The organism is Sorangium sp. So ce295 (assembly GCF_051527405.1).
Lineage (GTDB): Bacteria > Myxococcota_A > Polyangia > Polyangiales > Polyangiaceae > Sorangium > Sorangium cellulosum_B.
Genome location: NZ_CP150324.1, coordinates 10,399,465 through 10,421,839 on the forward strand (window position 1 = coordinate 10,399,465; position 22,375 = coordinate 10,421,839).

The window sequence follows — 22,375 nt, forward strand, 5'->3', positions numbered from 1 at the left end:
GTCGCTTCTAGCGCGCCGCGAGATAGCAGCCCGCGATGACGAGCGCGGCGAGGGCGAACAGCAGCGCGTTGTGCACGAGCCAGCGCTGCCGCGGGCGAGCGAGCGGAGGCTGCGCCCTGACCCAGGGCGGGGGCTCGGCCAGGGCCGGCGCGGCGGCCTCTGCGCCCTGCGCGCCGATGTCCATCGCGCTCGGCGTGACGGCCTCCCCCGCGCCCGGCGCGATGGCCGCGGTCGCGATCGGCTCGATCACCGCAGGCGGACCGAGCTCCAGCGCGCGCACCGCGCGCTCGCGCGCCCGGCGGGGCGCGACCAGCTCCGCGCCGAAGTTGTCGCGCAGCCACGCCCCGAAGCGCAGCGGGCTCGCCGTCAGCTCGGCCGCCGCCGCGTAGGCGGCGATGTCCTGGAGCATCGCCGCCGCGCTCGGGTAGCGCTCGTCGGGCGCGATCGCGAGCGCCCGCGCCACGATCGCGTGGAGCGCCGCCTCGTCGGGGAGCCCGCGCTCCACGAGCGGCGGGATCGACGCGCGCCGCGCGAGCTCGAGCAGATCGCCCCGCGCCGCTTCCTTGGAGAGCGCGGCGCCGGCGCTGTACATCCGCCGGCCGGCGAGCAGCTCCCAGAGCAGGATGCCCGCCGCGAAGACGTCGGATCGCGCGTCGAGCGCCTCGCCCCGGGCCTGCTCGGGGCTCATGTAGCCGGCCTTGCCCTGCAGCGCCTCGTCCATGGCTCCGCAGCGCTCGTGCGCGCGGGCGATGCCGAAGTCGCAGAGCTTGATCTCGCCCTCGAAGCTCAGGAGCACGTTCGACGGCGAGACGTCGCGGTGCACGACGCCCTTCCGGTGGGCGTACGCGAGCGCCTGGAGCGCCTCGGCGATGATCAGCAGCGAGAACGCGACCGGGAACTTCACCTTCTGGCGCGCGCAGCGGCGGAGCAGCTCGCGCAGGTCGAGGCCCTCGACGTACTCCATCGCGATGAAGAGCGAGCCGTCCTCGCGGCAGAGGTCCTCGACCTGCACGATGGACGCGTGGCGCAGCCCCGCCGCGAGCCTGGCCTCGCTCGCGAGCATCTCGACGAAGCGCGGGTCGTGCGCGAACCTCGGGGCGACCTCCTTGATGGCGACGAGGCGCGCGGCGCCGAGGTCCGTGCGCACCCGGGCCAGGTAGAGATCGGCCATCCCTCCCTGGCCGATGTGATCGAACAGCGTGTAGCGGCCGATCTGGCACGGCAGCAGCCGCCCCCCGCGGGGCGCCGCCCGGCGGCGGGGTGTCTCCTCGCGCGCGGCGCCGAGGGGGAGAGCGGGCAGGCCGGAAGGCGGGTACGGGAGCGTGCCTCCGCGACGCACATCGAGGCGATCGATCTGCACGAGCCGTCGTCGCAGACTTCGCCCGGGCGGGCCAACTAAGTGGACGCGGCGCTGTTCAGGCCCCGGGGCGCGCAGCTCAGGCGCGGCGCGGTCCACGTCAGTTCACGTCAGTTCACGTCAGTCCTCGTCAGTTCACGTGCAGCGCGCGCGGCGGCGGGCTACATCCGGCGCATGGCGTTCAGCGCAGGCTGGGGAGCGGCCTTTGCCGGGTCGTTCATCCGCATCGTCGACGACCGGGGGCGCAAGCACGAGTGGCGCTCCCCTCCGCGGCGCATCGTCTCGCTCGTGCCGAGCGACACCTACTCGCTCCTCCGGCTCGGCGCCCGGGATCGGCTCGTCGGCCGCACCCGCTACTGCGTCGCGCCCGCCGAGGACGTCGAGGGCATCGAGCTCGTCGGCGGCACGAAGGACGCCGACGTCGACCGCATCGCCGCCCTCGAGCCCGACGTCGTCGTCGCGAACCAGGAGGAGAACAGCAAGCGCGACATCGAGCGCCTCGACGCCGCGGGGCTCCGGGTGCTCGTCTCGTTCCCGAAGCGGGTCGCCGACGGCGTGGCGCACCTCGCCCGGCTGGCGCGCCTGCTCGGGCACGCCGCGGCGAAGCCCGGCGCGCCCGCCACCCCGGCCGAGGGCGCCCCGGGCCAGCCGCCGCAGGCCGCAGCGCGCGAGCTGGTCGCGGCCGCCTACCGCGCCCACGCCGCGGCCGAGGCGCAGCGCCGCGAGCGCCCGCCGATCCGCGCCTTCGTCCCGATCTGGATGGACCCGCTGATGACCGTCCACGGCGACACGTTCCTCTCCGACATGCTCGATCTCGTGGGCGCGCAGAACGTCTTCGAGGATCGGCCCCGGCGCTACCCGCTCGCGGCCGACCTGGGCAAGGCGCCGCCGCTGCCCCCCGAGCGCGTCGAGGGCCGCGACCTCCGCTACCCCCGCGTGACCCTCGACGAGGTGATCGCCCGCGCCCCGGAGCTCGTCCTGCTGCCCGATGAGCCGCACGCCTTCAGCGACGCCGACGCGGCAATATTTCGCTCCCTCGACATCCCCGCTGCCCGCCGGGGCCACGTGATCAGGTGCGACGGCAAGGACCTCATGTGGTACGGCGCGCGGGCGCTCGAGGGGCTCAGTCGGCTGCGCGAGATCGTCGACGCCGCCCGTCCCTGATGCACGCGCCAGCGTCGGGTCAGGGGGCGCGACGCCGAATTCCCGCGTCCTTGCGGCCGAGCAAGCCCCTCCTCGCCACGCCGCAGTTGGGGTAGGAACGTAGGATGACGTGGACACGGGAGACGTTGCGGGCAGAGATCATCCAGCTCCTGGAAGGACACACGGCCGGCGAGGTAAAGATCGAGGAGTCGAGCCACCTCGTCGCCGACCTCAGCCTCGACTCGCTGGGAGTGATGGAGATCGTCGCGGATATGGAGGATAAGTTCGACCTCTCGATCCCCGACGACATGTTGCGCGAGGTCGACACGGTCGCCGACGTCGTGAAGGCCATCGAGCTCCGGCTCAAGAACGAAGGAAGGCTCTCGGGATGACGGCTGTTTGGAAACCGCGGACGGTCGCGCAGGCGATCGAGGACGCAGCGGCGAGCACGAAGACGGGCTATCGCTTCATCGACGAGTCCAGCGAGAACGAGCCGTTCTTCACGCACGGGGGCATCGAGCGGGCCAGCGCGCGCTTCGGCGGCGCGCTCCAGGCGCTCGGGCTCCAGAAGGGCGATCGCGTCGCGTTGATCCTGCCGGACAACGCCGATTTCATCTTCGCCTTCCTGGGCGCGATCCGCGCGGGCGTCATCCCGGTGCCCATCTACCCGCCGACCGGCCTCGGCAAGCTGACCGGCTACCTCGAGAACACGCTGCACATCGTCGCGAAGAGCGGCGCCAAGGTGCTGCTCACGAGCGCCGAGATCAAGCGGATGCTCGGCACGATCCAGGCGCAGGCGCCGGGGCTCGAGCAGATCGTGGCGGTGGAGGGCCTCCGGGGCGCCCGCGAGGAGCTCAAGCCGGTCAAGGTCGAGCTCGACGACGTGTGCTTCCTCCAGTTCACGAGCGGCTCGACGTCGCGCCCGAAGGGCGTGGTGCTCACGCACGCGAACCTGGCGGCGAACGTGCGGGCGATCGTGGATCTCGGCCTGGCGGTGCGCGGGTCGGTCGACACGGGCGTGTCGTGGCTGCCGCTCTACCACGACATGGGGCTCATCGGCTTCGTGATCGCCCCGCTCTACTACGTCAACACGATCACGTTCCTGCCGCCGCTCCTGTTCCTGAAGCGCCCGGTGCGCTGGCTGGAGACGATCACGCGCCACCGGGGCAACGTGTCGTTCGGCCCGAACTTCGCCTATGCGCTCTGCGTGAAGCGGATCCGAGAGCAGGAGATGGCGGGGCTCGATCTCTCGACGTGGCGGGTCGCCGGGTGCGGCGCCGAGCCGATCCGGGCCGACAACCTGCGCGCGTTCGCCGAGAAGTTCGCGCCGGTCGGCTTCGACGAGAAGGCGTTCGTCTGCTCGTACGGGATGGCCGAGAGCACGCTGGCGGTGTCGTTCAGCGCGCTCGGGGCCGGGTTGCAGATCGACGCGGTGGACGGCGAGACGCTCTGGAAGGAGGGCAAGGCGACGCCCGTCCCGGCCGACAGCGAGGGCGCCTCGTCGCTCGTGCAGTGCGGGTCGGCGTTCGAGGGGCACGAGATCGCGGCCTTCGCGTCGGACGACGCGGAGAGCGCCCGCCCGCTCGGCGATCGCGAGGTCGGCGAGCTCCGGCTGCGGGGCCCGAGCGTGATGCCCGGCTATTTCAACGATCCGGATCTCACGAAGGAGGCGTTCGCGGGCGGCTGGCTGCGGACCGGCGATCTCGGGTACCTCGCGGAGGGCAAGGTCTATATCTGCGGGCGCTCGAAGGAGGTCATCATCGTCAACGGGCGCAACTACTACCCGCAGGATCTCGAGTGGGAGGCGAGCCGCGTCTCCGGGGTCCGCAAGGGCAACGTGATCGCGTTCGGGACGATGAAGCCGCACAACGACCGCGAGCGCGTGGTCATCGTCTTCGAGACCCCGGCGTCGGACGAGCAGGAGAAGCAGGCGCTGAAGGGCGAGGTGCGCCGCGTCGTCCAGCAGGCCATGGGGCTCACCGTCGATGACGTGGTGGCGGTCGGATCGGGCATCCTGCCGAAGACCTCGAGCGGGAAGCTCCAGCGGAGCAAGACGCGGGAGCTCTACGAGAACGGGGAGCTCTTGATCCGCAGCTCGTCGCGCGAAGGGGACCGGCTGGACGCGGCGAAGGAGTTCGCCAAGAGCCAGATCAACTTCTTCCGCCACGCGATCTTCCGCGGGCGGGGGGGATGATCCTGGAGGGGCCTCGGAAGAGGCCCTGGAGACTGCAGGGGCTGCCGGAGGGGGCAGGGAGCGCGTGCGGCGCGCGCGGGGCCCCGCCGAACTCGCATGGCCGGTGAACCGCCCTTGAGGGGCGATTCACCGGCCATGCTCAGACACGGCCCGTCCCCACGCGCGCCGCACGCGCTCCCTGCCCCCTCCGGCAGCTCTCAGGACAGCGACACGTCACTGCATGCGCTGGGACCTCACGGACGGAGTTCGAGCGAGCGGGCGCGCGGGGGAAGCGCGAAGGCATGGCCGCTCGTGCGGGCGGCCGTTATCGTCGAAGGGCGTCCATGCCCGTGTGGCTCAATCAGCTGCTGCCGATCGTGCTCCTGCTCGCGGCCATCGCGGTCGTCATGCGGCGGCTGCCGAAGATCGATCTCGGGCACTCGGAGGAGTTCCGGCGCCGGCGGTTCTTCAACTGGTTTCCGCTCGGGCTCACGTACGCCTTCCTCTACATGGGGCGGTACAACCTCTCCGCCAACGCGCCGGAGCTCGACGCGCTGCACCTCGTCAGCAAGCACGAGTTCGGGAACATCGACGGCTGGGGCTCGGCCGTTTATGGGGTCGCCTTCCTGCTGAACGGGCCGCTCACCGACCGCTGGGGCGGGCGCGCCACCATCCTGATCGCCGCGGGCGGATCCGCGCTCATGAACGTCCTGCTGGGCGTGGCCGTCCGCCTCGCCCAGGAAGGGCGGCTCGACCACGGCGCCGCCATCACCACGATGACGGTGCTCTTCTCCGCCAACATGTACTTCCAGAGCTTCGGCGCCGTATCCATCGTCAAGGTCAACGCGCCCTGGTTCCACGTCCGCGAGCGCGGGATGCTCGGCGGCGTCTTTGGTATCCTGATCTCGCTCGGGCTCTACTTCGCCTACGACTGGAGTCGATTCATCGCCAAGCACCTGCCGATGCCGTGGGTGTTCCACGTCCCCGCCCTGCTGCTGCTCGGTTTTCTGGCGCTCGACGTCTTCCTCATCCGCGACACGCCGGGCCAGGCGGGGTTCCGGGACTTCGATACAGCCGACGCGTCCTCGGGCGACACCGGCGAGCGCCTGGGGGCGATCGCGGTCGCACGGCGCATGTTCTCGCAGCGGGTCATCTGGATCATCGTCGCCATCGAGTTCTGCAGCGGCTTCCTCCGCAACGCCGTCATGAAGTGGTACCTCATCTTCGCCGACAAGACCGGGCTCGCGGGCTTCGTGTCGGCGCACTGGGGCGTGCTCCTCTGCATCGCCGGCATCCTGGGCGGCGTGTTCGCCGGCTTCATCTCCGATCATGTCTTTGACTCGCGCCGGGGCCCGGTGGCCTCGGTGCTGTATGCGGGCCTCGTGCTCGGCGCGGTCGTCGTCCTCTTCACGCTGAGCTTCCCCATCGCCGGGTGGACCGTCGTGTTCATGTCCCTCTGCGTGATCGGCGTCCACGGCATGCTGTCCGGGACCGCGAGCATGGATTTCGGCGGGAGGAAGAACGCCGGCGTCGCGACTGGCATCATCGACGGCTTCGTCTACCTGGGCACCGCGGCGCAGTCGTTCCTTTACGCGAGCATCCTGCCCTCGGGCGACGCGGCGAAGCACCCTGGGAACTGGATGCCATGGCCCGCGGCCATGCTCCCGGTCGCGCTCGTCGGCTTCGCGCTGGCGACGCGGGTGTGGAACGCGCGGCCCGAGCGGCGCGCGGCGGCCCACTGACGCGCGGCCTCCACGCGAGCCAGGCGAGGTATCCCCCGCCGGCCCGCTCCGCCCCGCTCACCCACGCTCGGCGGCGAGCGCCCGGGGATCGACGAAGACCCACGGCATGCCCGCCGCCTGCGCAGACTGGATCCCCAGCGTGGCGTCCTCGAAGACCAGGCACCGCGCGGGCTCGACGCCCAGGCGCTTCGCCGCCTCGAGGAACGGGTCGGGCGCCGGCTTGGGTCGCGCGTAATCCTCCGCCGCGACGACCTCGTCGATGTACCCGCGGAGGCCCAGGAACTCGAGCGTCCGTTCCACCGACGCCCGTGGGCTCCCCGAGACGACGGCGCGCTTCACGCCCGGAGGAGCGTCGCGGAGCGCGGCCACGACCTCAGGCACGCCTCGCACCGTCGGTATCAGGCGGTGGTACGCCGCTTCCTTCACGGCGAAGACCTCGGCCACCGGCATCCGCAGCCCGTACTTCCCGTTCAGGCGCTCGACGATCCGGTCGGTCGGCATGCCCGCCCAGCCGTAGAAATCTTCGCCGGAGAACTCGCACCCATGCGGGGCGAGCGCCTCGAGCCAGGCCTGGTAATGGAGCGGCATGGAGTCCGCGATCGTCCCGTCACAATCAAAGAGATAAGCTGCAAACGAGCCTGAGGGGAATACGAGTCCTGGCATGGGCCGCACCTCGTAGCACATCGGCAGGCCTCCCGCTGGTGCGCCGGCCACCTCGGAGAGTCCGCCGTTCAGAACCTCGTGCTTCGTTTTGCTCGCGGGCGAACGTGAACGTCACCACCTGTCCTCGACCGCCTCCACCCGCACCTCGCACGCGCCATCCCCCCTGAGCGGCGACTTCGTCTCTTGCACGCGGAACCGCGTCCCCATCTTGAACAGCCCACCGTAGGTCTCGGCGTCGATCGGCCGCACCGTCCCGAAATCGACGCGGTGCAGGAGCTGCATGATGGCCAGCGCCGTCCCCTGCTGGAACAGGAGCCGCGCCCGCGCCGTGGACCCGTGCTTCATGGCGTAATACGCGCTCTCGTGCGTGATCGGCGCCCGCAGAACGAGCGCCCGGCCCGGCTGGAACTCCGGCGCGGAAAGCGCCCCCCAGCCGAGCGCGCGGGCGAGCCCGAGCAGCTGCTCGAGGCGCTCGTGCTGGTCCCTGCCCACCGGGCCGCACGCCGCCTCGAACGACGAGGACGAGAGCATCCCCCCGAGCAGGTGGAACGCGCCCGTCTGCGCCGCCTCCCGCACGAGCGCCTCGAACACAGGCACCAGCTCGGGAGACCGCCGCTCGATGAGGTGCACCGTGTCGAACGTCTTCTGATCGATGTACCCCACCGGCAAGAGCGCCACGTTCACCCCGTACGCCGAGATCAGCCCGCGCTCGTCGGACCGCAGCGCCCCGATCTCCTCGAGCATCGCGCCCTCGACGCGCTGCGCCCGCGAGAGAGGCCCGCCCTCGGGCTCCCAGCGCACCCGCGCCGCCTCGATCTGCTTGCGCGTCAGCGCCTCGCCGAAGCGCGGCCGCTCCGACCGCCGCGTCAGCAGGAAGGTGCAGGCCGCGTCGCCCCGCGCGACGCACGTCACCTCGTCGGCGTCGAGCCGCCCCCAGTCGGACGGGAACGCGAGGCTCGCCGCGGCCGCGCAGTAGCCGGAGGCGAACGCGTCCACCGCCAGCCGGTTCTGGATCCGACCGCCGTACTTCGCGAGGAAGCTCGTCCCGTGGAAGAGCGAGTCCGCGTGCACCGCGCCGCCCTCCGCGCTCACCTCGAACCGCAGACGCCCCTGCCCCATCGCGGCGAACAGCTCGCCCGCGAGCTCGAGCTTCTCCCGCGGCGACGCCCCGTGGCGGTCCTCGTACAGCGGCCCGAGCAGCGCGTGCGCCGCCTCGAACGCCGCCTGCCGGCGCACGCCGCGGCTCTCCCCGCCGAGCGCGTCGAAGATCGTCTGCTCCAGGAAGAGCGCGAAGTGGTGGGAGTGCGCGATCACCAGCTGATCGGCCACGTGGAGCAGCCCGTGGGGGACGATCGGGCCGACCAGATCGCCGAGCGGGCCGTCGATGCGGCCCCGCAGGCCGTGCCGGAGCGCCGTCACAGGAGCCTCCGCAGCGCGGCGCGCTCCAGGCCGAGGATGTCCGCGACCGCCGTCTCGACGAGCACCATCGCCTCCGCGCCGAGCCCGTCGGGGTGCTCGAGCGCGAGCGGCGTCAGCCCGGCGCGCAGGGCGAGCCGGAGCCGCGCCACGTGAGGCTCGGGCGCGCGCGCCTCGAGCAGCGCGAGCAGCCGCTGGATCCGCGTGACCTCGGCCGACGGCGGATCGACGGGCGGCGGCGTCCCGCTGGTCCGGCGCGACGGGATGCTGGACGAGCCCCTCGGCGGCGCTGAGCGCGCGACGCCCCGCACGAGATCGTCCACCGTGTCCGCGCTGAGCGGCTCCTCGAAGAGCCCCGACGGGTCGCTCAGCATCTCCTCGGGCGGCTCCTCGAGCGGCAGCTCGGGCGCGAGCGTCGCGGCGAGCCGCTGCGCCACGAGCCGCGCCATGCCGAGCGGCATCGTGCCGTCGAACAGGCTCGCGACGACGCACGCGCGGACGCGGCGCAGCAGGACGGTCCGGCCGCTCAGCTCCAGCGTGACCACGGGGTCCGGGAGCTCCTCGGCGCGGCCCTGCGAGCGCGGCGGCTTGCTCGACGACCGCGCGCCGCGGCTGCGGGCGGGGCGGATCGAGCCCTCCCGCTCCGGGACGAGCCGCTGCGCGGCGAGCTGGCTCCCGAGGTACGCGTCGCGCAGCCCCGCGGCCACGTCGCTCGGAGACAGGGCCGCGCCCTCGCGGACGAACACGGCGTGGACGCGCGCGTCGCCGAGGTGGAACACGACGATGGCGTCGAGGCCGCCGACGCCGTAGCCGATGCCGTCGAGCGCGATCGGCGCGAGCGGGTCGTCGTCGTCCAGCGCGCCCGCGCCGGCCTCGACGTCACGACCGAACGAGGGCTCGCCGTGCTCCGCGCTCAACCGACGACCCCGACCGCGGCGTCGATCGCGTGACGGCACGCGATCCGGACGGCGTGCGCCTCGCGCGGCGTGAGCGGGCCCGGGCGCATCAGGCCGACGATGTACGCGGCGGAGCGCACCTGGAACCCGATGAGCTGGAAGAACGGCCCGTCGCCGACGCAGAGCTCGAAGCGCTGCGACGGGGCGCCGGGCAGCGCCGCGACGAGCGAGCCGATCGCCGACGCGATGAGGCCCGAGGCGGCGAGCCTCGCCTCCGTGTCGCGGATCGCGCCGGCGAACGGGAGCCCGGCCGCGTCCGCGAGGAACACGTCCGTCGCGCCCGTCGCCTCGGCGATCCACTCGATCACCCGCTCGCAGCGGGCGACCGGCCCGCCCGCCGCGGCGAGGTCCGGGAAGCGCGGCGCCCGGCCCGCCGAGAGCGCCTCGATGGCGCCGTCGAGCCGCTCCTCGAGGGGCTCGCGCGCCGCCGCGAACGAGGGCGGCGAGCCCAGGGGCCGCAGGTCGAGCGGCGAGCCGCGCCGCGAGTCGACGTCGTCGGCCGACGAGGGCAGCGCGCCCCGCAGCCCGAGCTCGCCGCCCACGCCCGCGCTCGACAGGGGCAGGAGATCGCTCGAGGGCGCGAGCTCCTCGAACGACGGCGAGAGCGGCGACGAGGACATCGGCTCCGGCTCCGCCCGCGAGGACGGCGGCCGGGACTCGAACGACACGAGCGGCTCGGCCGCGGGCGCGACCGACGCCGCCCGAGGCCTCCGCGACTTCGACCGCTTGACCAGCGCCGCCGCGGTGACGACGGCGCCGTCGACATCAAAGGAGGAGCGAGATCGGGCCATCGTCATCGTCCGGCGAGGTGGGGTCCAGGCGAACCAGCACGTCGTTCGCGAGCTGATCGAAGACGCGCGCGAGCGGCGGAGGGCGCTTCTGCATGAGCAGGAGCGGCGCCCCGCGGAGAGACGCCTCGAGGAACGCCTCGTCGCGCGGGATGACCGTGTCGAGGATGATCCCGTCGGGGAACTTCGTCCAGAGCGTCTCGGCGACGTCGAGCGACGCGGACGCCTGCCGGTCGAACATCGACAGCACCATGCCGAGCAGCGACAGCTGCGGGTTCTTCTCGGCGCGGACGCGATCGATCACCGCGAGCAGCTGGCCGATCGAGCGGAGCGCGAGCGGCTCGGCCTGGAGCGGCAGGAGCGCGTGCGTCGCCACCTCGAGCGCCCGCGTCGTGACCTTGCCGAGCCCCGCGGGGCAATCGACGACGACAATGTCGAAGTCCGGCGAGAGCCTCGCGAGCACGCTCGGGAGCACGGGTCCGCGGGCGAGCGCGTCCTCGAAGCCCGCGACGGTCGTTGGATCGACCCGGCCGACGGTGAGCACCTGGAGCTCCGGCTCGCGCGTCCGGAGCAGCACCGACTCGAGCCGCTCGGCGCCCGTGAGCAGCTCCGCGACGCCCGGCCGCGCGCGATCGGCGAGGCCCAGCGACAGCCCGAGGCTCCCCTGCGCGTCGAGCTCCAGGATCAACGCGCGGTTGCCCGCGCGCCCGAGGGCGAGCCCGAGGTTGAGGGAAATCGTGGTCTTTCCGACGCCGCCCTTCTGGCTCGCGACCGCGATGACGTGCATGGACTCCCTGACGGCGCGCAGCGATGGCGCCCAGGGGGCATCCTAACAGGACGGAAGCCGCCCGAAACCAGTCTCGACTCCGGGTCGTGGCACGGGCGGGGCCGGCCACGCCCGCGGGGGGCGGCGCTGGTCGGTCCGCGCGCTCACTCGGGGATCGATTGACAGGGGGAGATCAGCGTCGGCTCACCGGCTATCAGCGAAGCTCCGTCATGCTCGACCAGCAGATAGCTGATCTGTCGACCACAGTAGTTATACTCCGCGAGGTCGATCACGACCTCCTCCGAGGCCCCGCTGCCCTTCAGGGTCAGGGTCAGCGTCATCGTGCTGTCGTTCGGGCTCGACAGGATGCCGTACGAGCAGAGATACCGTGCCGGGAGCGACGTCGGGCACCCTCCCAGGTGGGCTTCGCGTTCCCCCGAGCGGTCTCCCTCCGCCAGGACGACCACGTCGAGCTCCGCCTCTGGCGTCGAGCCGCTGATCCCGAGGATGAGCCTCGGCCAGAGGTCGCGCTCACATCCGCCATTGCAGCGGCTCGACCCTCCCGCGGAACCGTCTCCGTCCGACGGCCCCGCGCCGCAACCGACGACCCAGATACAAGCAAGGGCACTCCACCCAATTTTCATGCTCACCTGACGCGTGGTTAGGGTCTTCTTGAGCGCTTGGCGGTACGGGCGACCCGGAGCAAGCGAAGACAGTCCGCCAAGGCATCACGCTCCCCCGACTCTCAGTTCCCACCCTTCAGCGCCCGGCAGTGCCTGGCCAGCCCCGGATCAGTGAAGCTGCACATGTCCGGGCATTGCTGGGCCACCGCGTTCAACCGGACCTGCGCTCCCGCGCCCGAACCGGCGTCGCGCAGGCAGCAGTCCTGTCCTGGCATATCCGGCGTGCAGGTGACCGTCGTGCCGTCTTCCCTGCCGCACTCGCATCGATGGACAGACATGCTCCCGTCACCGCTCCCTCCCCCGGAGCAGCCGAGGCTCTGCATGGGCTGGTCCGGGAACGAGGCGGATATGTCCATCACCATCGGCCGCCCCTCCGCCCATTCCTCCAGGTCCAGCGGGACGTCCGCCAGCGTGACCGTCCCCGAGAGCGCCGTGTAGACCCGCCTCTTCTCCCAGCCGCGCACGTCGATCAAGCGCACGAGCGCGCTGTCCCTGTGCTCAGGCAAGCCGTCCCCTCCGCTCATCTGCGGGACGATGTCGAAGGCGCCGGAGCGCGCGCTGTTCGCCGTGACGGATAGATACCAGAGGTCCCCGTTGGTGGTCTCCGATCCGGAGTACAAGCTGCACGGCGCGTCGATCCCCCCCTGATGAACGGCAGCGCGCACGATCGCTCCATCCGGCGGATCGGCCCTGTAGGAGAAGGAGAAGGTCGCCGGCTCGCCATCGAGCGACGCAAGCACCTGCTTCCAGTCTCCCGGTGACGTTTCAGCACCACCGCAGCCGGCCAAACAGCCATAGAACACCATACCCGCCGCCGTCCACCCGTTGTTCATGAGGTCACCCTAACCGGTCCGCGAGGCCATTGCCGAAGGAGACGGCGGCGGCAAAGCCACGATCCGGACGCGAACGTCCCACGCCACGAAGCGAGGATCTCACGCGGCGTGAGCACGAGGAGCGTCACGCACGCGCGCCATGTCACGTCGGACGGCCTGCGATCCCCCCAGGGGAGCGCCCCGCCGCCGTCGCCCGCGCTACCGTGCAGGCTCCGCGCTCGGCGTGGATCCAGGCTGCTGCAGGCGCCCCGCCGCAAGGCGAGGCGCCTCAAGGCACGCGAGCACGGCGCCCCCTCGATCGGACGCGCTGAACCGGACGTACGGAGCTAGAGCAGCGAGATCCGCTTCATCAGCGTGCCGCACAGATCGCTCTGCGGGTTGCGCTCGCGCTCGAGCTTGAGGCCGGCGCGGAAGATCTTGTCGGCGCTCTCGACGTTGCCGAGCACGACGTGGCAGAGCCCGAGGAGCTCGTGGTCGCCGGGATCTCCGTGGATCGACACGAGCTCGGTCAGCGCGGGGACCGCGGCGCGGTGGGCGTCGATCATCGCCTCGGTCGGCGTCGACGGGACGCCCTTGGCGAGGATCATGAGCCGCAGCACCTGGCGCTGATCCTCGGGGCGCTGCTTGAGGAACTCCGGCTTCTGGAAGAGGTCGCGGTATCCCTTGTAGGCCGCGTCGAGGTCGCCACCGCGCGCGAGGGCGACGATGGTCTTGACCGCCTGGACGAGCGTCTCATTCGGCATGACGAGACGATACACGGCCCCGCGCCCCGCGGCGAGACCGCCGCTGCACCGGCGCGACTTGTCGCCGGAAAGCCGCGCGCGCGGACGTCGCGCGCTTCCGTCGCCGTCGTCTGCGCGCGCCGCGCGGCGGTGCGGCGCTTGCGGCGCCGCTGTGCGGCGTGGTAGTCGCGTTGAGCTCGGTTGCTCATGCGCTGGCCGTCCTTCCTCTGCTGCCTCTCGGCGGTCGCCCTCGCCGCGCCTCTGGCGCTCGGGCAGCCTGAGGCGCGGCCCGAAGCGCCCATGGCGCCGCAGATCCTCGAGCACGTGGATCCGGAGTACCCGCCCGAGCGGCTCGCGGAGGGCATCGACACGACGGTCACGCTGTTCGTCACGGTCGAGAAGGACGGCACGGTCAGCGACGCGGTCGTGGCCGAGTCCGGAGGCGCGGCGTTCGATGACGCGGCCATGAAGGCCGTGCGGCGGTGGCGTTTCTCGCCGGCCATGCGCGGCGGCGCGCCGCTGCGGGCGCGGATCCGCGTGCCGTTCCACTTCGCGCCCGGCCCCCACGAGCAGGAGCCCGCGCCGGCGCCGGCCGAGCCCGCGCCGCCCGCGTCCGCGCCGGCGCCGCCGCCGAAGGCCCCGCCGGCGCCGGTGGAGGAGTTCGCCGGCGGCGTCGCCGGCCCCCACGCCGTCGCGGAGCCCGGCAAGCCGATCGAGATCCACGTGCAGGGCCGGCCGAACCCGCCGCGGCGCGCGTCGAGCGACTTCCGGATCGGCCGCGCGGCGCTGTCCGCCGCGCCCCACGCGACCGCCGCCGACCTGCTCCGCACCGCGCCCGGCGTCCACATCGCGCACCCCGAGGGAGACGCGGTCGCGCAGCGCATCTTCCTGCGCGGCTTCGAGGCCGAGCACGGCCAGGACATCGAGCTCCGGGTCGGGCCGATCCCGCTGAACCAGCGCTCGCACGTGCACGGCCAGGGCTACGCCGACCTCGGCGTGATCATCCCGGAGGTGGTGCGGTCGCTGCGCGTCGTCGAGGGCGTCTACGATCCGCAGCAGGGCGACTTCGCGATCGCGGGCAGCGCGTACTTCGACCTCGGCGTCGAGGAGCGCGGGCTCCTGCTGAAGGGCACGCTCGGCTCGTTCGGCACCCGGCGGCTGCTCGCGATCTGGGCGCCCGAGACGCAGTCCGAGGACACGTTCGGGGCCGCCGTGGTGCGCGCGACCGACGGCTTCGGCGACGGCACGCGCGGGGCGGTCTCGGGCGGCGCGGTCGGCCAGTACCGCGTGCCGCTGCCGGACGAGTACTCGGCGCTGCTCCACGTGGCGGCGCACGGCGCCCGCGCGAACCTCGCGGGCGTGCTCCGGCGGGACGACATCGAGGCGGGGCGCGTCGACTTCCACGACGCCTACCCCGACGTCTCGGCGCGCTCGCAGTCGGCCGCGGCGACCCGGCTCCAGCTCGCGCTCCTCGTCGAGCGGGCGGACGACGACGGCTCCCGGAAGAGCGCGTGGCTCTGGACGATGGCGTCCGGGTACCGGAGCCGGATGAACTTCACCGGCTTCATGCAGCGCTCGCGCGAGCGCCCCGCGTGGACCGGCCGCGGCGACCTCTTCGAGCAGTCGAACCACGACGCCGCGCTCGGCGGGGGCTTCACCTACAGCACGCCCGAGGCCCCGGTCACCTCCTGGCTCACAGGCCAGGCCGCGCTCGGCGCCGAGGTGCAGACCGACTGGATCGATCAGGCGCAGAACCTCGTCCACCAACCCCAGAACGAGACGTGGGATCGGCGCATCGACGCCTCGATCCAGCTGACCGGGATCGGCGTGCACGGCGACGTGCTGCTCGAGCCGGCGCGCTGGGCGCGCCTGCGCGGCGGCCTCCGCGCCGATCTGCTCGTGTTCGACGTGGACGACCGCCTCGGCAACTTCATCCCGGCGGCCCAGAAGGAGACGCACATCGTGGGGTTCCGGCGCACGGCGGCGGGCGTGGCCTTCGGCCCGCGGGCGACGCTGGAGGTCGATCCGCTGCCCCGGCTGCGCCTCTCCGCGTCCTACGGCCACGGCTACCGCTCGCCGCAGGCGCTGTGGCTCGAGGACGGGGAGAACGCGCCGTTCACGGCCGTGAGGAGCTACGAGGTCGGCGCGACGTGGCGCCCCGGCGGGGGCCTCAGCGCGACCGCGGCCGCTTACGAGACGCGCCTCTCCGAGGACGTCGAGGCCGACCCGACCGAGGGCGGGAGGATGCGCCTCATCGGGCCGACGACCCGCCGCGGGGTCGTCCTCTATTTTCAGGCGGCGCCCAGCCCCATGCTGGTCTCGACCGTCAGCGCGACGTTCACCCACGCCACGAAGGACGCGCCGCCCGCGCCGACGCCCGAGGACCCGAGCCCGTCGTACGTCCCGGGGGAGCCGCTGCCGTTCGTGCCGCCCGTGGTGGTGCGCGCGGACCTCTCGCTCCGGCGGGAGCTCGTCGCGATCGCCGGCGCGCCCGTCGAGGGGCGGCTCGGCTACGGCGCGACGTTCCTCTCGCCGCAGCCGCTGCCGAGGGCGCAGCGCGCCGCGCCGGTCTTCGTGATGGACGCGTCCCTCGCCTTCCGGCGGCGCCTTGGCGCGGGGGGCGGCGACGCGCCGTCCCGGCCCTGGATCGAGGTCGGGGTCGAGGCGCAGAACCTGCTCGACGCCGAGTACGCCGACGCCGAGTACTCGTTCGTCTCCAGCTGGCCGACCACGCCGGTCCCGTCGCGGCTGCCGGCGCGGCACATCAGCGCCGGGCCGCCGCTGACGATCCTCGGCAACGTGACGCTCTCCCTATGAACGACCGCCTGGCAGCGCCGAGCGCCCTCCTCCTGCTCCTCGCGGCGCCCGCGATCGGCTGCGCCGACACGAGCCAGCCCGAGGTCTCCTACGACGCGATCGCCGAGGCCGCGCCGCCCGGCGCGATCGCCGCGCGCGCGTGGACGGTCGAGCTCGAGGAGGCGACGGTCGCCTTCGGGCCTGTGTACTTCTGCGCCGCGTCCGGCGGTGCGGCGACGCTCTGCGACGCCGCCGTCGCCGAGATGATCTCGATCGCGCGCGTCGACCTGCTCGATCCCGCCCCCCAGCCGCTCGGCCGGGTCCACGGGTTCGAGGGGCGGATCCAGAGCGCGTCGTTCGATTACGGCGTCCACTGGTTCCTGACCGAGGCGTCGCCCACGCCGGCGCCCGAGGCCCCCGGCGGCCACTCCGCTCGCCTGCGCGGGCGCGCGACGCGGGGCGCGCAGGTGCTCGACTTCGTGGCCGAGGTCGACGCCGTCCCACAGAACCCGGGGCAGAACGCCGTGCCGAGCATCGGGCTCGACGCGCGCGTCGGCGCCGAGCCGGTCCGCCTGGTGGTCCGCTTCGACGTGGCCACGTGGATCGCGCGCGTCGACTTCGACGAGCTGGCCGCGGGCGGCGCGGCCGAGGTCGCGATCGCGCCGGGCTCGCAGGCGCACAACGTGCTGGTCAAGGCCATGACCGCGCAGCGCCTGCCGGAGCTCCGCTGGATCGACGCGGCGGTCGCGCCATGAGGCGCCGTCGCGGCGGCGGCGGCGCCGCCGGCCCGGCGCGGGCGCTCCCCCGCGCCGGCTGGGGCGCCCGCTGGCTCGTGGTGCTCGCGTTGCTCGCGCAGCTGTGCGGCCTCTCGCACGCGCTGCTCGTCCGCCACGCGCGCTGCGAGCACGGCGAGCTCGTGCACGTCGCCGCCGCCGCCGCGCTGCACGAGGCCGCGCGCCGCCCGCCCGGAGCGGAGGTCGCCGAGCGCCGTTCGCCCGGAGCGGAGGTCGCCGAGCGTGCCGCGGAGGGCCACCTCGACGACGACCACTGCGATGTGCTCACCCTGCGCGGCCAGCTCGGCGCGCCCGTGCACCCCGTGGCCGAGGCCACGCTGCTCGAGGTGCTCTGTCCGGCCTCGCTCCGGTCCTCGTCCGAGGTCCGGCCCATCCCGCTGCTGATCCTGGCGCCGAAGAGCTCCCCGCCCGCGGCCTGATCCCCCTCGGCCTCATCACAAGAGACGACGCGGGCGCGGGGCGCGCGACGCAGCGCGGGCCTGTGCTCGCCGGGCGCGCCCGTGCGCGCTCGGTCGGATCACGGCGGATTCTGGACGATTCAGGAGCTCGATCATGCAGAGAATGAGAGAAACAGGGTTCGTGGTGGCGGCCTGCGCGCTCGCGCTCGTCGCCGGGTGCGGCGACGACGGCGCGACGTCGGAGACCGGCACGGTGCAGGTGTTCGTGGAGCCGGAGGACACGATCCCGGAGGGCCTCGAGCCGGGCACGGGAGAGGAGAACATCGCCGACGGCTGGAAGGTCACGTACACGCAGTTCCTCGTGACGGTGGGCAACGTGCGCGCGGGGCGCACGGACGCGGGCGAGACGCTCGTCGACCCCTCGGTGTTCGTCCTCGACCTCAAGAACGCCCCGGCCACGCGGTACGTGATCGCGGAGTTCCAGGACGTGAGCGCGGTGCGCTGGAACCACTTCGGCTTCGACCTCCCGAACGCGCGTGAGGGGGTGAAGACGTTGCCTCCGACCAAGGAGGACGACGTGGCCCTGATGGTGGAGAACGGCTATTCGGTGTTCTTCGAGGGCGTCATCGAGAAGGCGGGCGGCGAGTCGTGCCCGCCGCCCGGGGACACGTGTGTCCCCGCGGAGGAGGTGCGCTTCCGCTGGGGTTTCTCGGCCGGGACGTCGTTCGACGACTGCGCGACCGAGGACGGGATAACGGGCTTCGGCGTGCCGACCAGCGGCACGGTCGCCGTGAAGCCGACCATCCACGGCGATCACTGGTTCTTCGACAACATCACCACCGGCGTGGAGCTGACGAAGCGCTACGCGCAGTACGTCGCCGACTGCGACCTCGACGGAGACGGCGAGACGACGATCGAGGAGCTCAAGCAGGTGAGCGCCACCGACGTGTTCGGCGACGAGTACAACATCACCGTGCCCGGGGACCCGATCGAGACGGCGTACGACTACGTCGTCGCGCAGGCGCGTACGCTCGGCGATTTCCAGGGCGACGGCGAGTGCCCGACGCGCAAGGTGCTGCCGTGATCGGCTGAAAGCGGCGGGCCGCGCCGCCCCACGAGGCTCACGGCGCTATGCCGGGCCGATCTGACAATCGCTCGTACACCCGTCGCCGTCATCCGTGTTGCCGTCGTCGCATTGCTCCCGCGGCGGCTCCACCACGCCGTCTCCGCACACCGCGCCCGCGCTCCCCGCTGCGCGTCCGCGCCGTCGTTCCCCACCACGCCGGCGTTCGCGCGGAAGCTCGGCGCATCATTGCCCGGCTCACCCTCCCTGCCTTCGCCCGCGATGACCGAGCAGATCACGCCGCTCCGCTCCGCGTACTCGGTCCACAGCAGCTGCCGCGTCACGCCGGGCCGGCGCAGCGCCATGTGCACCCACGCGAAGTCGACGGGCGCAGAGAATTCCAGGCTACTTGTCGCGAGGTACGATCCGCTCCAGAAGAACGCGCCGCTCTCCGATCTTCAGCTCGACGACTGCGTCCGAGGAGATGCCCAGCTGGTCCATGCTCGCGTGAAGCTCGTTCAAGCAGTCGCCCCTGACGTCGTCGGAGTTGATGAAGGTGTCGAAGTGGATCGGCATCATCCACCTGGCGCCAAGGATTCGGTAGGCGCGAAGCGCTTCGCCCGGATCCATGTGCGTCTTGCGCATGAAATCGCGAGGAGCGATGGGGCAGATGGGGAGGATCGCGAGGTCGATTCGAGGGAACCTCCGGTGTGTCTCCTCGAAGTGGGTCGGGGAGTAAGCAGTATCGCCGCCGAAGTAGATCGTCCATCCGTTGTGTTCGAGCACGAATCCCGTCGCGCAGTCGTCGCACGAGGATTCGTCAAGACCGTATCGCCCGCCCGGATGCAGCAAGGGTACCGCCGTGATCTTCACTGCATCGAGGACGATGGATGACCAGGTGCCGAGGCCACGCTCCTGAAAAGGAAACCTCGGCAGGTAGTCCAGGATCCCAGGAGGCACAAGAAGGGTGCCCGTCCGCTCGCCGAGCGCGTCGAGCGACGAAAACGAGAGGTGGTCGAAGTGCGGGTGCGAAACAAGGGTCGCCGTTAGCTTCGGGACTTCATTCACTGGCATGCCCGGCTCGACGAGGCGCGGAGAGAGCATCCCGACGGTGTGTGAGAATACCGGATCGGTGAGAACATAGCGTTCGCCCATTCGTATGAGGACGGTCGCATGGCCCACCCAGAGCACGGAAACGCCCGCCGCCGATGTTTCGGGCAACGAGCGCACGGGCGCTGGCGATGAGGTGGCCGTCAACGCCGAGAGGTTTCGGGCTGTCGACGTAAAAGGAAAGCCGCAACCAAGCAGGAGGACGGCCGGCAGGGCGTGCAGCGACTTCAAAAGAACCTCAGCGCGAGGGTCACGATCACCTGGCGTCCCGCCAGCTCCGGCGAGAACGTGGCGCGCACTCCGCACGCTCCGAACAACGTCAACAAGGCCACGTCGAACGACGGGCGTACGTGGCCATCGCTCAGAAATGCCGCGGTGCCCACGGACAAGGCCAGCGCCTCGCCTCGCTCGACGAGCGGCACGTTGATGCGCACGCCCAGTCGGCCGACCCAGTCGCTGGTTTCAGGCGGCCCGGGTGCGTATTCGGCCGATCCCACGAGCTCGAGTGAGCCCGTGAACCGAGCCGAAGGCGGGACGAAGAATGCGCGAACGCGCGTCCTCGGCTCGCGAAGCCCGAAGGAGTAGAGAAATGGACTGAGCTCCCACCGAAGGCCTCCGGACACTCTCCCGTCGCCGAAAGTGATCTCAGGACTGGGCACCAATTGCAGCAGCGGCCACAGAACCTCGGAAGCTGGAAGGACGCGCGGGGAAGGCTGCTGCGCCGATGGCGTCTCGACCGCGCCGGCCGCTTGAGGATTCAAGATCGAGGCGATCACAAATGCCGCTGCGATCGCGATCGTGGGCTGGCGGACTCGAACCCGAGGGGTGAACACTAGCCCTCTTCCGTCCCGTCGACGATGTCCCCGTACGGCTTGCCGAGCCGTCTGAGCGCCGCGGCGTGCGTCGAGCCGTGTCGGACGAGCTTGTTCGACGCCGTTGCTCGCAATCGCGAAACGCCGACCTCGCGCGAAACCTCGGGCACGTAGCCCAGCTCGCGCTTCGCGAGCGCGTTCGAGAGCTCGAGGCGCTTGCCGATCAGCCGAACGGTCTCGAGGCTGAGAGGCGGTTGCTTGCCGGGTCTGAACAGCGCGAAGACGAGGCCCATCATCCGCGCCAGCAGGGCTCCGAACCAGTACGGGACGGCCCGCGCTTTGGCCGGTTGGCCCGTCGCCTCGATCACGTCCGTGAAGAACTGACGCATGCTCGTCACGTCGTCGTCGGTCACGAAGTAGGCCTTTCCGCCCAGGCCATGGTCCACGGCGCGGGCGACCGCGCTTGCGAGGTTGTCGACGTGGCAAACGCTGTAGGCATACTCGCCGCCACCGATCCACATGAAGCGTCCTTCGTGGAACGCGTGGGCGATGTGCCCGATCGACGGTGCGCCCTCGCCCCAGAGGAACGGAGGGCGGACGGCGACGGTCGACATTTCGCTGACGTTCGCCTCCAGCACGATCCTCTCCGCGAGGCCCTTGGTCGCGCTGTACGGCATCGACCGGTGATGCACGACGGGGAGCGTCTCGTCGCCGTGGGTAGGGCGGCCCGGCTCGACGACGATGGACGCCGCGCTGACGTAGATGAACCGCCGAGCCTTGGCCTGGCGCGCGCAGGTCAGTACCCTTCGCGTGCCTTCCACGTTCGTCCGTTCGTGGTCGCGATAGCGTACGCCGCTGGTCAGCGATGCGGCGGCGTGCACGACGACGGTCGAACCCCGCATCCCCGCCGCGAGCGACCGCTCGTCGTCGAGATCGCCTGGGACCGGCTCGGCGCCGAGCGATGAAACGGTTCGGGCGCTCTCCTCGCTGCGCGCGAGCGCACGCACGCGGTGCCCCGCGGAGACCATTGCCCGAATGATGGCGGCGCCTACGAAGCCGCTACCTCCAGTGACGAAAATGAGTTCGGCCATCTCTGCACTCTTCCTGCCGGTGTCGGCCGGCGAGAGTTAATATATCACAGCTATACGCTGCGTCTATAGCGTCGCTATATTATTTACTGAGGGCGCCTCGGGAGCGTCGCGAAGAGGCTGCCGAGCGCACGTTTCCAACTAGGACGGAATTTGAGGGCGCGTCCATCGTGCGGCGCCCTTGCCGACGATGCGATCGAAGACCGGACATCCGATCCACGATCGCCTGCTCGGACGCGACGGCGCTATGTCGGAGCTGAAAGCCGATGGGGCGCCAGGGTAGCTGTGCTACCCTCCATCGATGGCCGATGTGAAGAATACGCTGCTGGACGTCGCGTACCGCGTGCTCGAAGAGGAGGGAGCGTCCGCGCTCACGACACGGCGGGTCTGCGAGGAAGCGGGCGTCACGATGCCGACCCTCTACCATCACTTCGGCAACCGTGACGGGCTCCTGTCGGCGGTCCATGCCGTCGCGCTCGAGAAGTTCATGGCGAAGAAGCGTGCGCTCGCGCAGACGTCCGATCCCGTCGCGGACCTCCGCGCGAGCTGCGAGCAGGTGCTCGAATTTGTCGTCGCGCATCCAGCAGTTACGGCGGCCGTCATGGCGCGTGCGGTCGAGCTCCCTTCGATGTTCTCGCAGGCGTACGCGCTGATGCGGCACCGCATCGAGCGCTGCGCGAAGAGCGATGCGCTGTGTGTGCCGGTCGAACAGGCCGCGGAGCACGTCTGGGCCGTCATCCAGGGGCTCGCGCTCTCGATCGTCGCGAGCCCGACGGGCACGTCGCCAAGTCGGCAGACAACCCGGGCGGCGCTCGACGCGCTCTTCCGCGAGCTCTTTGGAAAGGCCTAGGGAACCGATCCGTTTGATTTTGCGGTGATCCCGAGCGCTTCGATGGAAGCGCTCGACGGCCTCGCCGGGCCATGATCTCGTCCGCATCCGGAGGTGCACGGGTGGAACGATGGTTGCCGCCGGTGGAGCTGGCGCGGCAGGAACAGGCGCTCATGAAGCGGTTGACCCGGGTGCGAGCCCTGTGCGGCTTTCTCCCGGGCCATTCCTCGCCATCCGGCCGTT

The 22,375-nt window shown here is 71.6% G+C and carries 22 protein-coding genes; 9 read left to right on the plus strand and 13 right to left on the minus strand.

The window, feature by feature from the left end:
• Positions 1-7: 7 nt before the first annotated feature.
• A complete protein-coding gene (locus WMF11_RS39445) occupies positions 8-1,360 on the minus strand; it encodes a serine/threonine-protein kinase (protein WP_437904300.1) in 1,353 nt (450 codons plus the stop codon).
• 171 nt (positions 1,361-1,531) lie between these two features.
• Between WMF11_RS39445 and WMF11_RS39450 the strand changes: the two genes are divergently transcribed.
• The 4 genes from WMF11_RS39450 (at position 1,532) to WMF11_RS39465 (ending at position 6,415) form a co-directional block, all read left to right on the plus strand.
• Positions 1,532-2,521 carry a helical backbone metal receptor gene (locus WMF11_RS39450; RefSeq protein ID WP_437974466.1) on the plus strand — a complete coding sequence of 330 codons (990 nt, stop codon included), beginning with the start codon at positions 1,532-1,534 and terminating at the stop codon, positions 2,519-2,521.
• A 104-nt stretch (positions 2,522-2,625) separates the two neighbouring features.
• The gene (locus WMF11_RS39455; protein WP_012239660.1) at positions 2,626-2,892 is read left to right on the plus strand and encodes an acyl carrier protein; all 267 of its coding nucleotides are present in this window, start codon (positions 2,626-2,628) and stop codon (positions 2,890-2,892) included.
• On the plus strand, positions 2,889-4,694 hold the full coding sequence (locus WMF11_RS39460; RefSeq protein WP_437974467.1) for a fatty acyl-AMP ligase: 1,806 nt from the start codon (positions 2,889-2,891) through the stop codon (positions 4,692-4,694). Before WMF11_RS39455 ends, WMF11_RS39460 begins: the two co-directional genes overlap by 4 nt.
• 323 nt (positions 4,695-5,017) lie before the next feature.
• A complete protein-coding gene (locus WMF11_RS39465) occupies positions 5,018-6,415 on the plus strand; it encodes an MFS transporter (RefSeq protein WP_437974468.1) in 1,398 nt (465 codons plus the stop codon).
• A 57-nt stretch (positions 6,416-6,472) separates the two neighbouring features.
• On the opposite strand, the gene WMF11_RS39470 is transcribed toward WMF11_RS39465, so the two are convergent.
• The 8 genes from WMF11_RS39470 to WMF11_RS39505 all read right to left on the minus strand — a co-directional run bounded on the left by WMF11_RS39470 (position 6,473) and on the right by WMF11_RS39505 (position 13,263).
• Positions 6,473-7,078, minus strand: a complete 606-nt coding sequence (locus WMF11_RS39470; protein ID WP_437974469.1) for an HAD family hydrolase — start codon at positions 7,076-7,078, stop codon at positions 6,473-6,475.
• 111 nt (positions 7,079-7,189) lie between these two features.
• On the minus strand, positions 7,190-8,497 hold the full coding sequence (locus tag WMF11_RS39475) for a hypothetical protein (protein WP_437974470.1): 1,308 nt from the start codon (positions 8,495-8,497) through the stop codon (positions 7,190-7,192).
• Positions 8,494-9,411 (minus strand): hypothetical protein, encoded by a 918-nt coding sequence (locus tag WMF11_RS39480; RefSeq protein ID WP_437904306.1) that lies wholly within the window; start codon positions 9,409-9,411, stop codon positions 8,494-8,496. Before WMF11_RS39480 ends, WMF11_RS39475 begins: the two co-directional genes overlap by 4 nt.
• Positions 9,408-10,241: a hypothetical protein gene (locus WMF11_RS39485; protein WP_437544912.1), complete on the minus strand. Its 834-nt coding sequence runs from the start codon at positions 10,239-10,241 to the stop codon at positions 9,408-9,410. The genes WMF11_RS39480 and WMF11_RS39485 overlap by 4 nt, the downstream gene beginning before the upstream one ends.
• Complete coding sequence (locus WMF11_RS39490; RefSeq protein ID WP_012239668.1) at positions 10,216-11,025, minus strand: ParA family protein; 810 nt, start codon at positions 11,023-11,025, stop codon at positions 10,216-10,218. Before WMF11_RS39490 ends, WMF11_RS39485 begins: the two co-directional genes overlap by 26 nt.
• Before the next feature lie 143 nt (positions 11,026-11,168).
• The gene (locus WMF11_RS39495; RefSeq protein ID WP_437974471.1) at positions 11,169-11,654 is read right to left on the minus strand and encodes a hypothetical protein; all 486 of its coding nucleotides are present in this window, start codon (positions 11,652-11,654) and stop codon (positions 11,169-11,171) included.
• A 95-nt stretch (positions 11,655-11,749) separates the two neighbouring features.
• Entirely contained in the window at positions 11,750-12,520 is a 771-nt protein-coding gene (locus tag WMF11_RS39500; RefSeq protein ID WP_437974472.1) for a hypothetical protein, read from the minus strand.
• Between the two features lie 326 nt (positions 12,521-12,846).
• On the minus strand, positions 12,847-13,263 hold the full coding sequence (locus WMF11_RS39505) for a hypothetical protein (RefSeq protein WP_437974473.1): 417 nt from the start codon (positions 13,261-13,263) through the stop codon (positions 12,847-12,849).
• Between the two features lie 186 nt (positions 13,264-13,449).
• On the opposite strand from WMF11_RS39505, the gene WMF11_RS39510 reads away from it, so the two are divergent.
• The 4 genes from WMF11_RS39510 to WMF11_RS39525 all read left to right on the plus strand — a co-directional run bounded on the left by WMF11_RS39510 (position 13,450) and on the right by WMF11_RS39525 (position 18,314).
• Positions 13,450-16,059, plus strand: coding sequence for a TonB family protein (locus WMF11_RS39510; protein ID WP_437974474.1), 2,610 nt, complete (start codon positions 13,450-13,452; stop codon positions 16,057-16,059).
• Positions 16,056-16,793 (plus strand): hypothetical protein, encoded by a 738-nt coding sequence (locus tag WMF11_RS39515; RefSeq protein ID WP_437974475.1) that lies wholly within the window; start codon positions 16,056-16,058, stop codon positions 16,791-16,793. Before WMF11_RS39510 ends, WMF11_RS39515 begins: the two co-directional genes overlap by 4 nt.
• Positions 16,790-17,251 carry a hypothetical protein gene (locus WMF11_RS39520; protein WP_437974476.1) on the plus strand — a complete coding sequence of 154 codons (462 nt, stop codon included), beginning with the start codon at positions 16,790-16,792 and terminating at the stop codon, positions 17,249-17,251. Before WMF11_RS39515 ends, WMF11_RS39520 begins: the two co-directional genes overlap by 4 nt.
• A 133-nt stretch (positions 17,252-17,384) precedes the next feature.
• Positions 17,385-18,314 carry a hypothetical protein gene (locus WMF11_RS39525; protein WP_437904313.1) on the plus strand — a complete coding sequence of 310 codons (930 nt, stop codon included), beginning with the start codon at positions 17,385-17,387 and terminating at the stop codon, positions 18,312-18,314.
• A gap of 45 nt (positions 18,315-18,359) precedes the next feature.
• On the opposite strand, the gene WMF11_RS39530 is transcribed toward WMF11_RS39525, so the two are convergent.
• From WMF11_RS39530 to WMF11_RS39545, 4 genes are all read right to left on the minus strand, one after another.
• Positions 18,360-18,464 carry a DUF4215 domain-containing protein gene (locus tag WMF11_RS39530; protein ID WP_437974477.1) on the minus strand — a complete coding sequence of 35 codons (105 nt, stop codon included), beginning with the start codon at positions 18,462-18,464 and terminating at the stop codon, positions 18,360-18,362.
• Positions 18,465-18,698: 234 nt separating this feature from the next.
• Entirely contained in the window at positions 18,699-19,634 is a 936-nt protein-coding gene (locus WMF11_RS39535; protein ID WP_437974478.1) for an MBL fold metallo-hydrolase, read from the minus strand.
• Entirely contained in the window at positions 19,631-20,236 is a 606-nt protein-coding gene (locus WMF11_RS39540) for a hypothetical protein (RefSeq protein WP_437974479.1), read from the minus strand. Before WMF11_RS39540 ends, WMF11_RS39535 begins: the two co-directional genes overlap by 4 nt.
• Entirely contained in the window at positions 20,236-21,306 is a 1,071-nt protein-coding gene (locus tag WMF11_RS39545) for an NAD-dependent epimerase/dehydratase family protein (protein WP_437974480.1), read from the minus strand. Before WMF11_RS39545 ends, WMF11_RS39540 begins: the two co-directional genes overlap by 1 nt.
• 298 nt (positions 21,307-21,604) lie before the next feature.
• On the opposite strand from WMF11_RS39545, the gene WMF11_RS39550 reads away from it, so the two are divergent.
• Positions 21,605-22,153 carry a TetR/AcrR family transcriptional regulator gene (locus WMF11_RS39550; RefSeq protein WP_437904319.1) on the plus strand — a complete coding sequence of 183 codons (549 nt, stop codon included), beginning with the start codon at positions 21,605-21,607 and terminating at the stop codon, positions 22,151-22,153.
• The last annotated feature ends 222 nt before the right edge of the window (positions 22,154-22,375 follow it).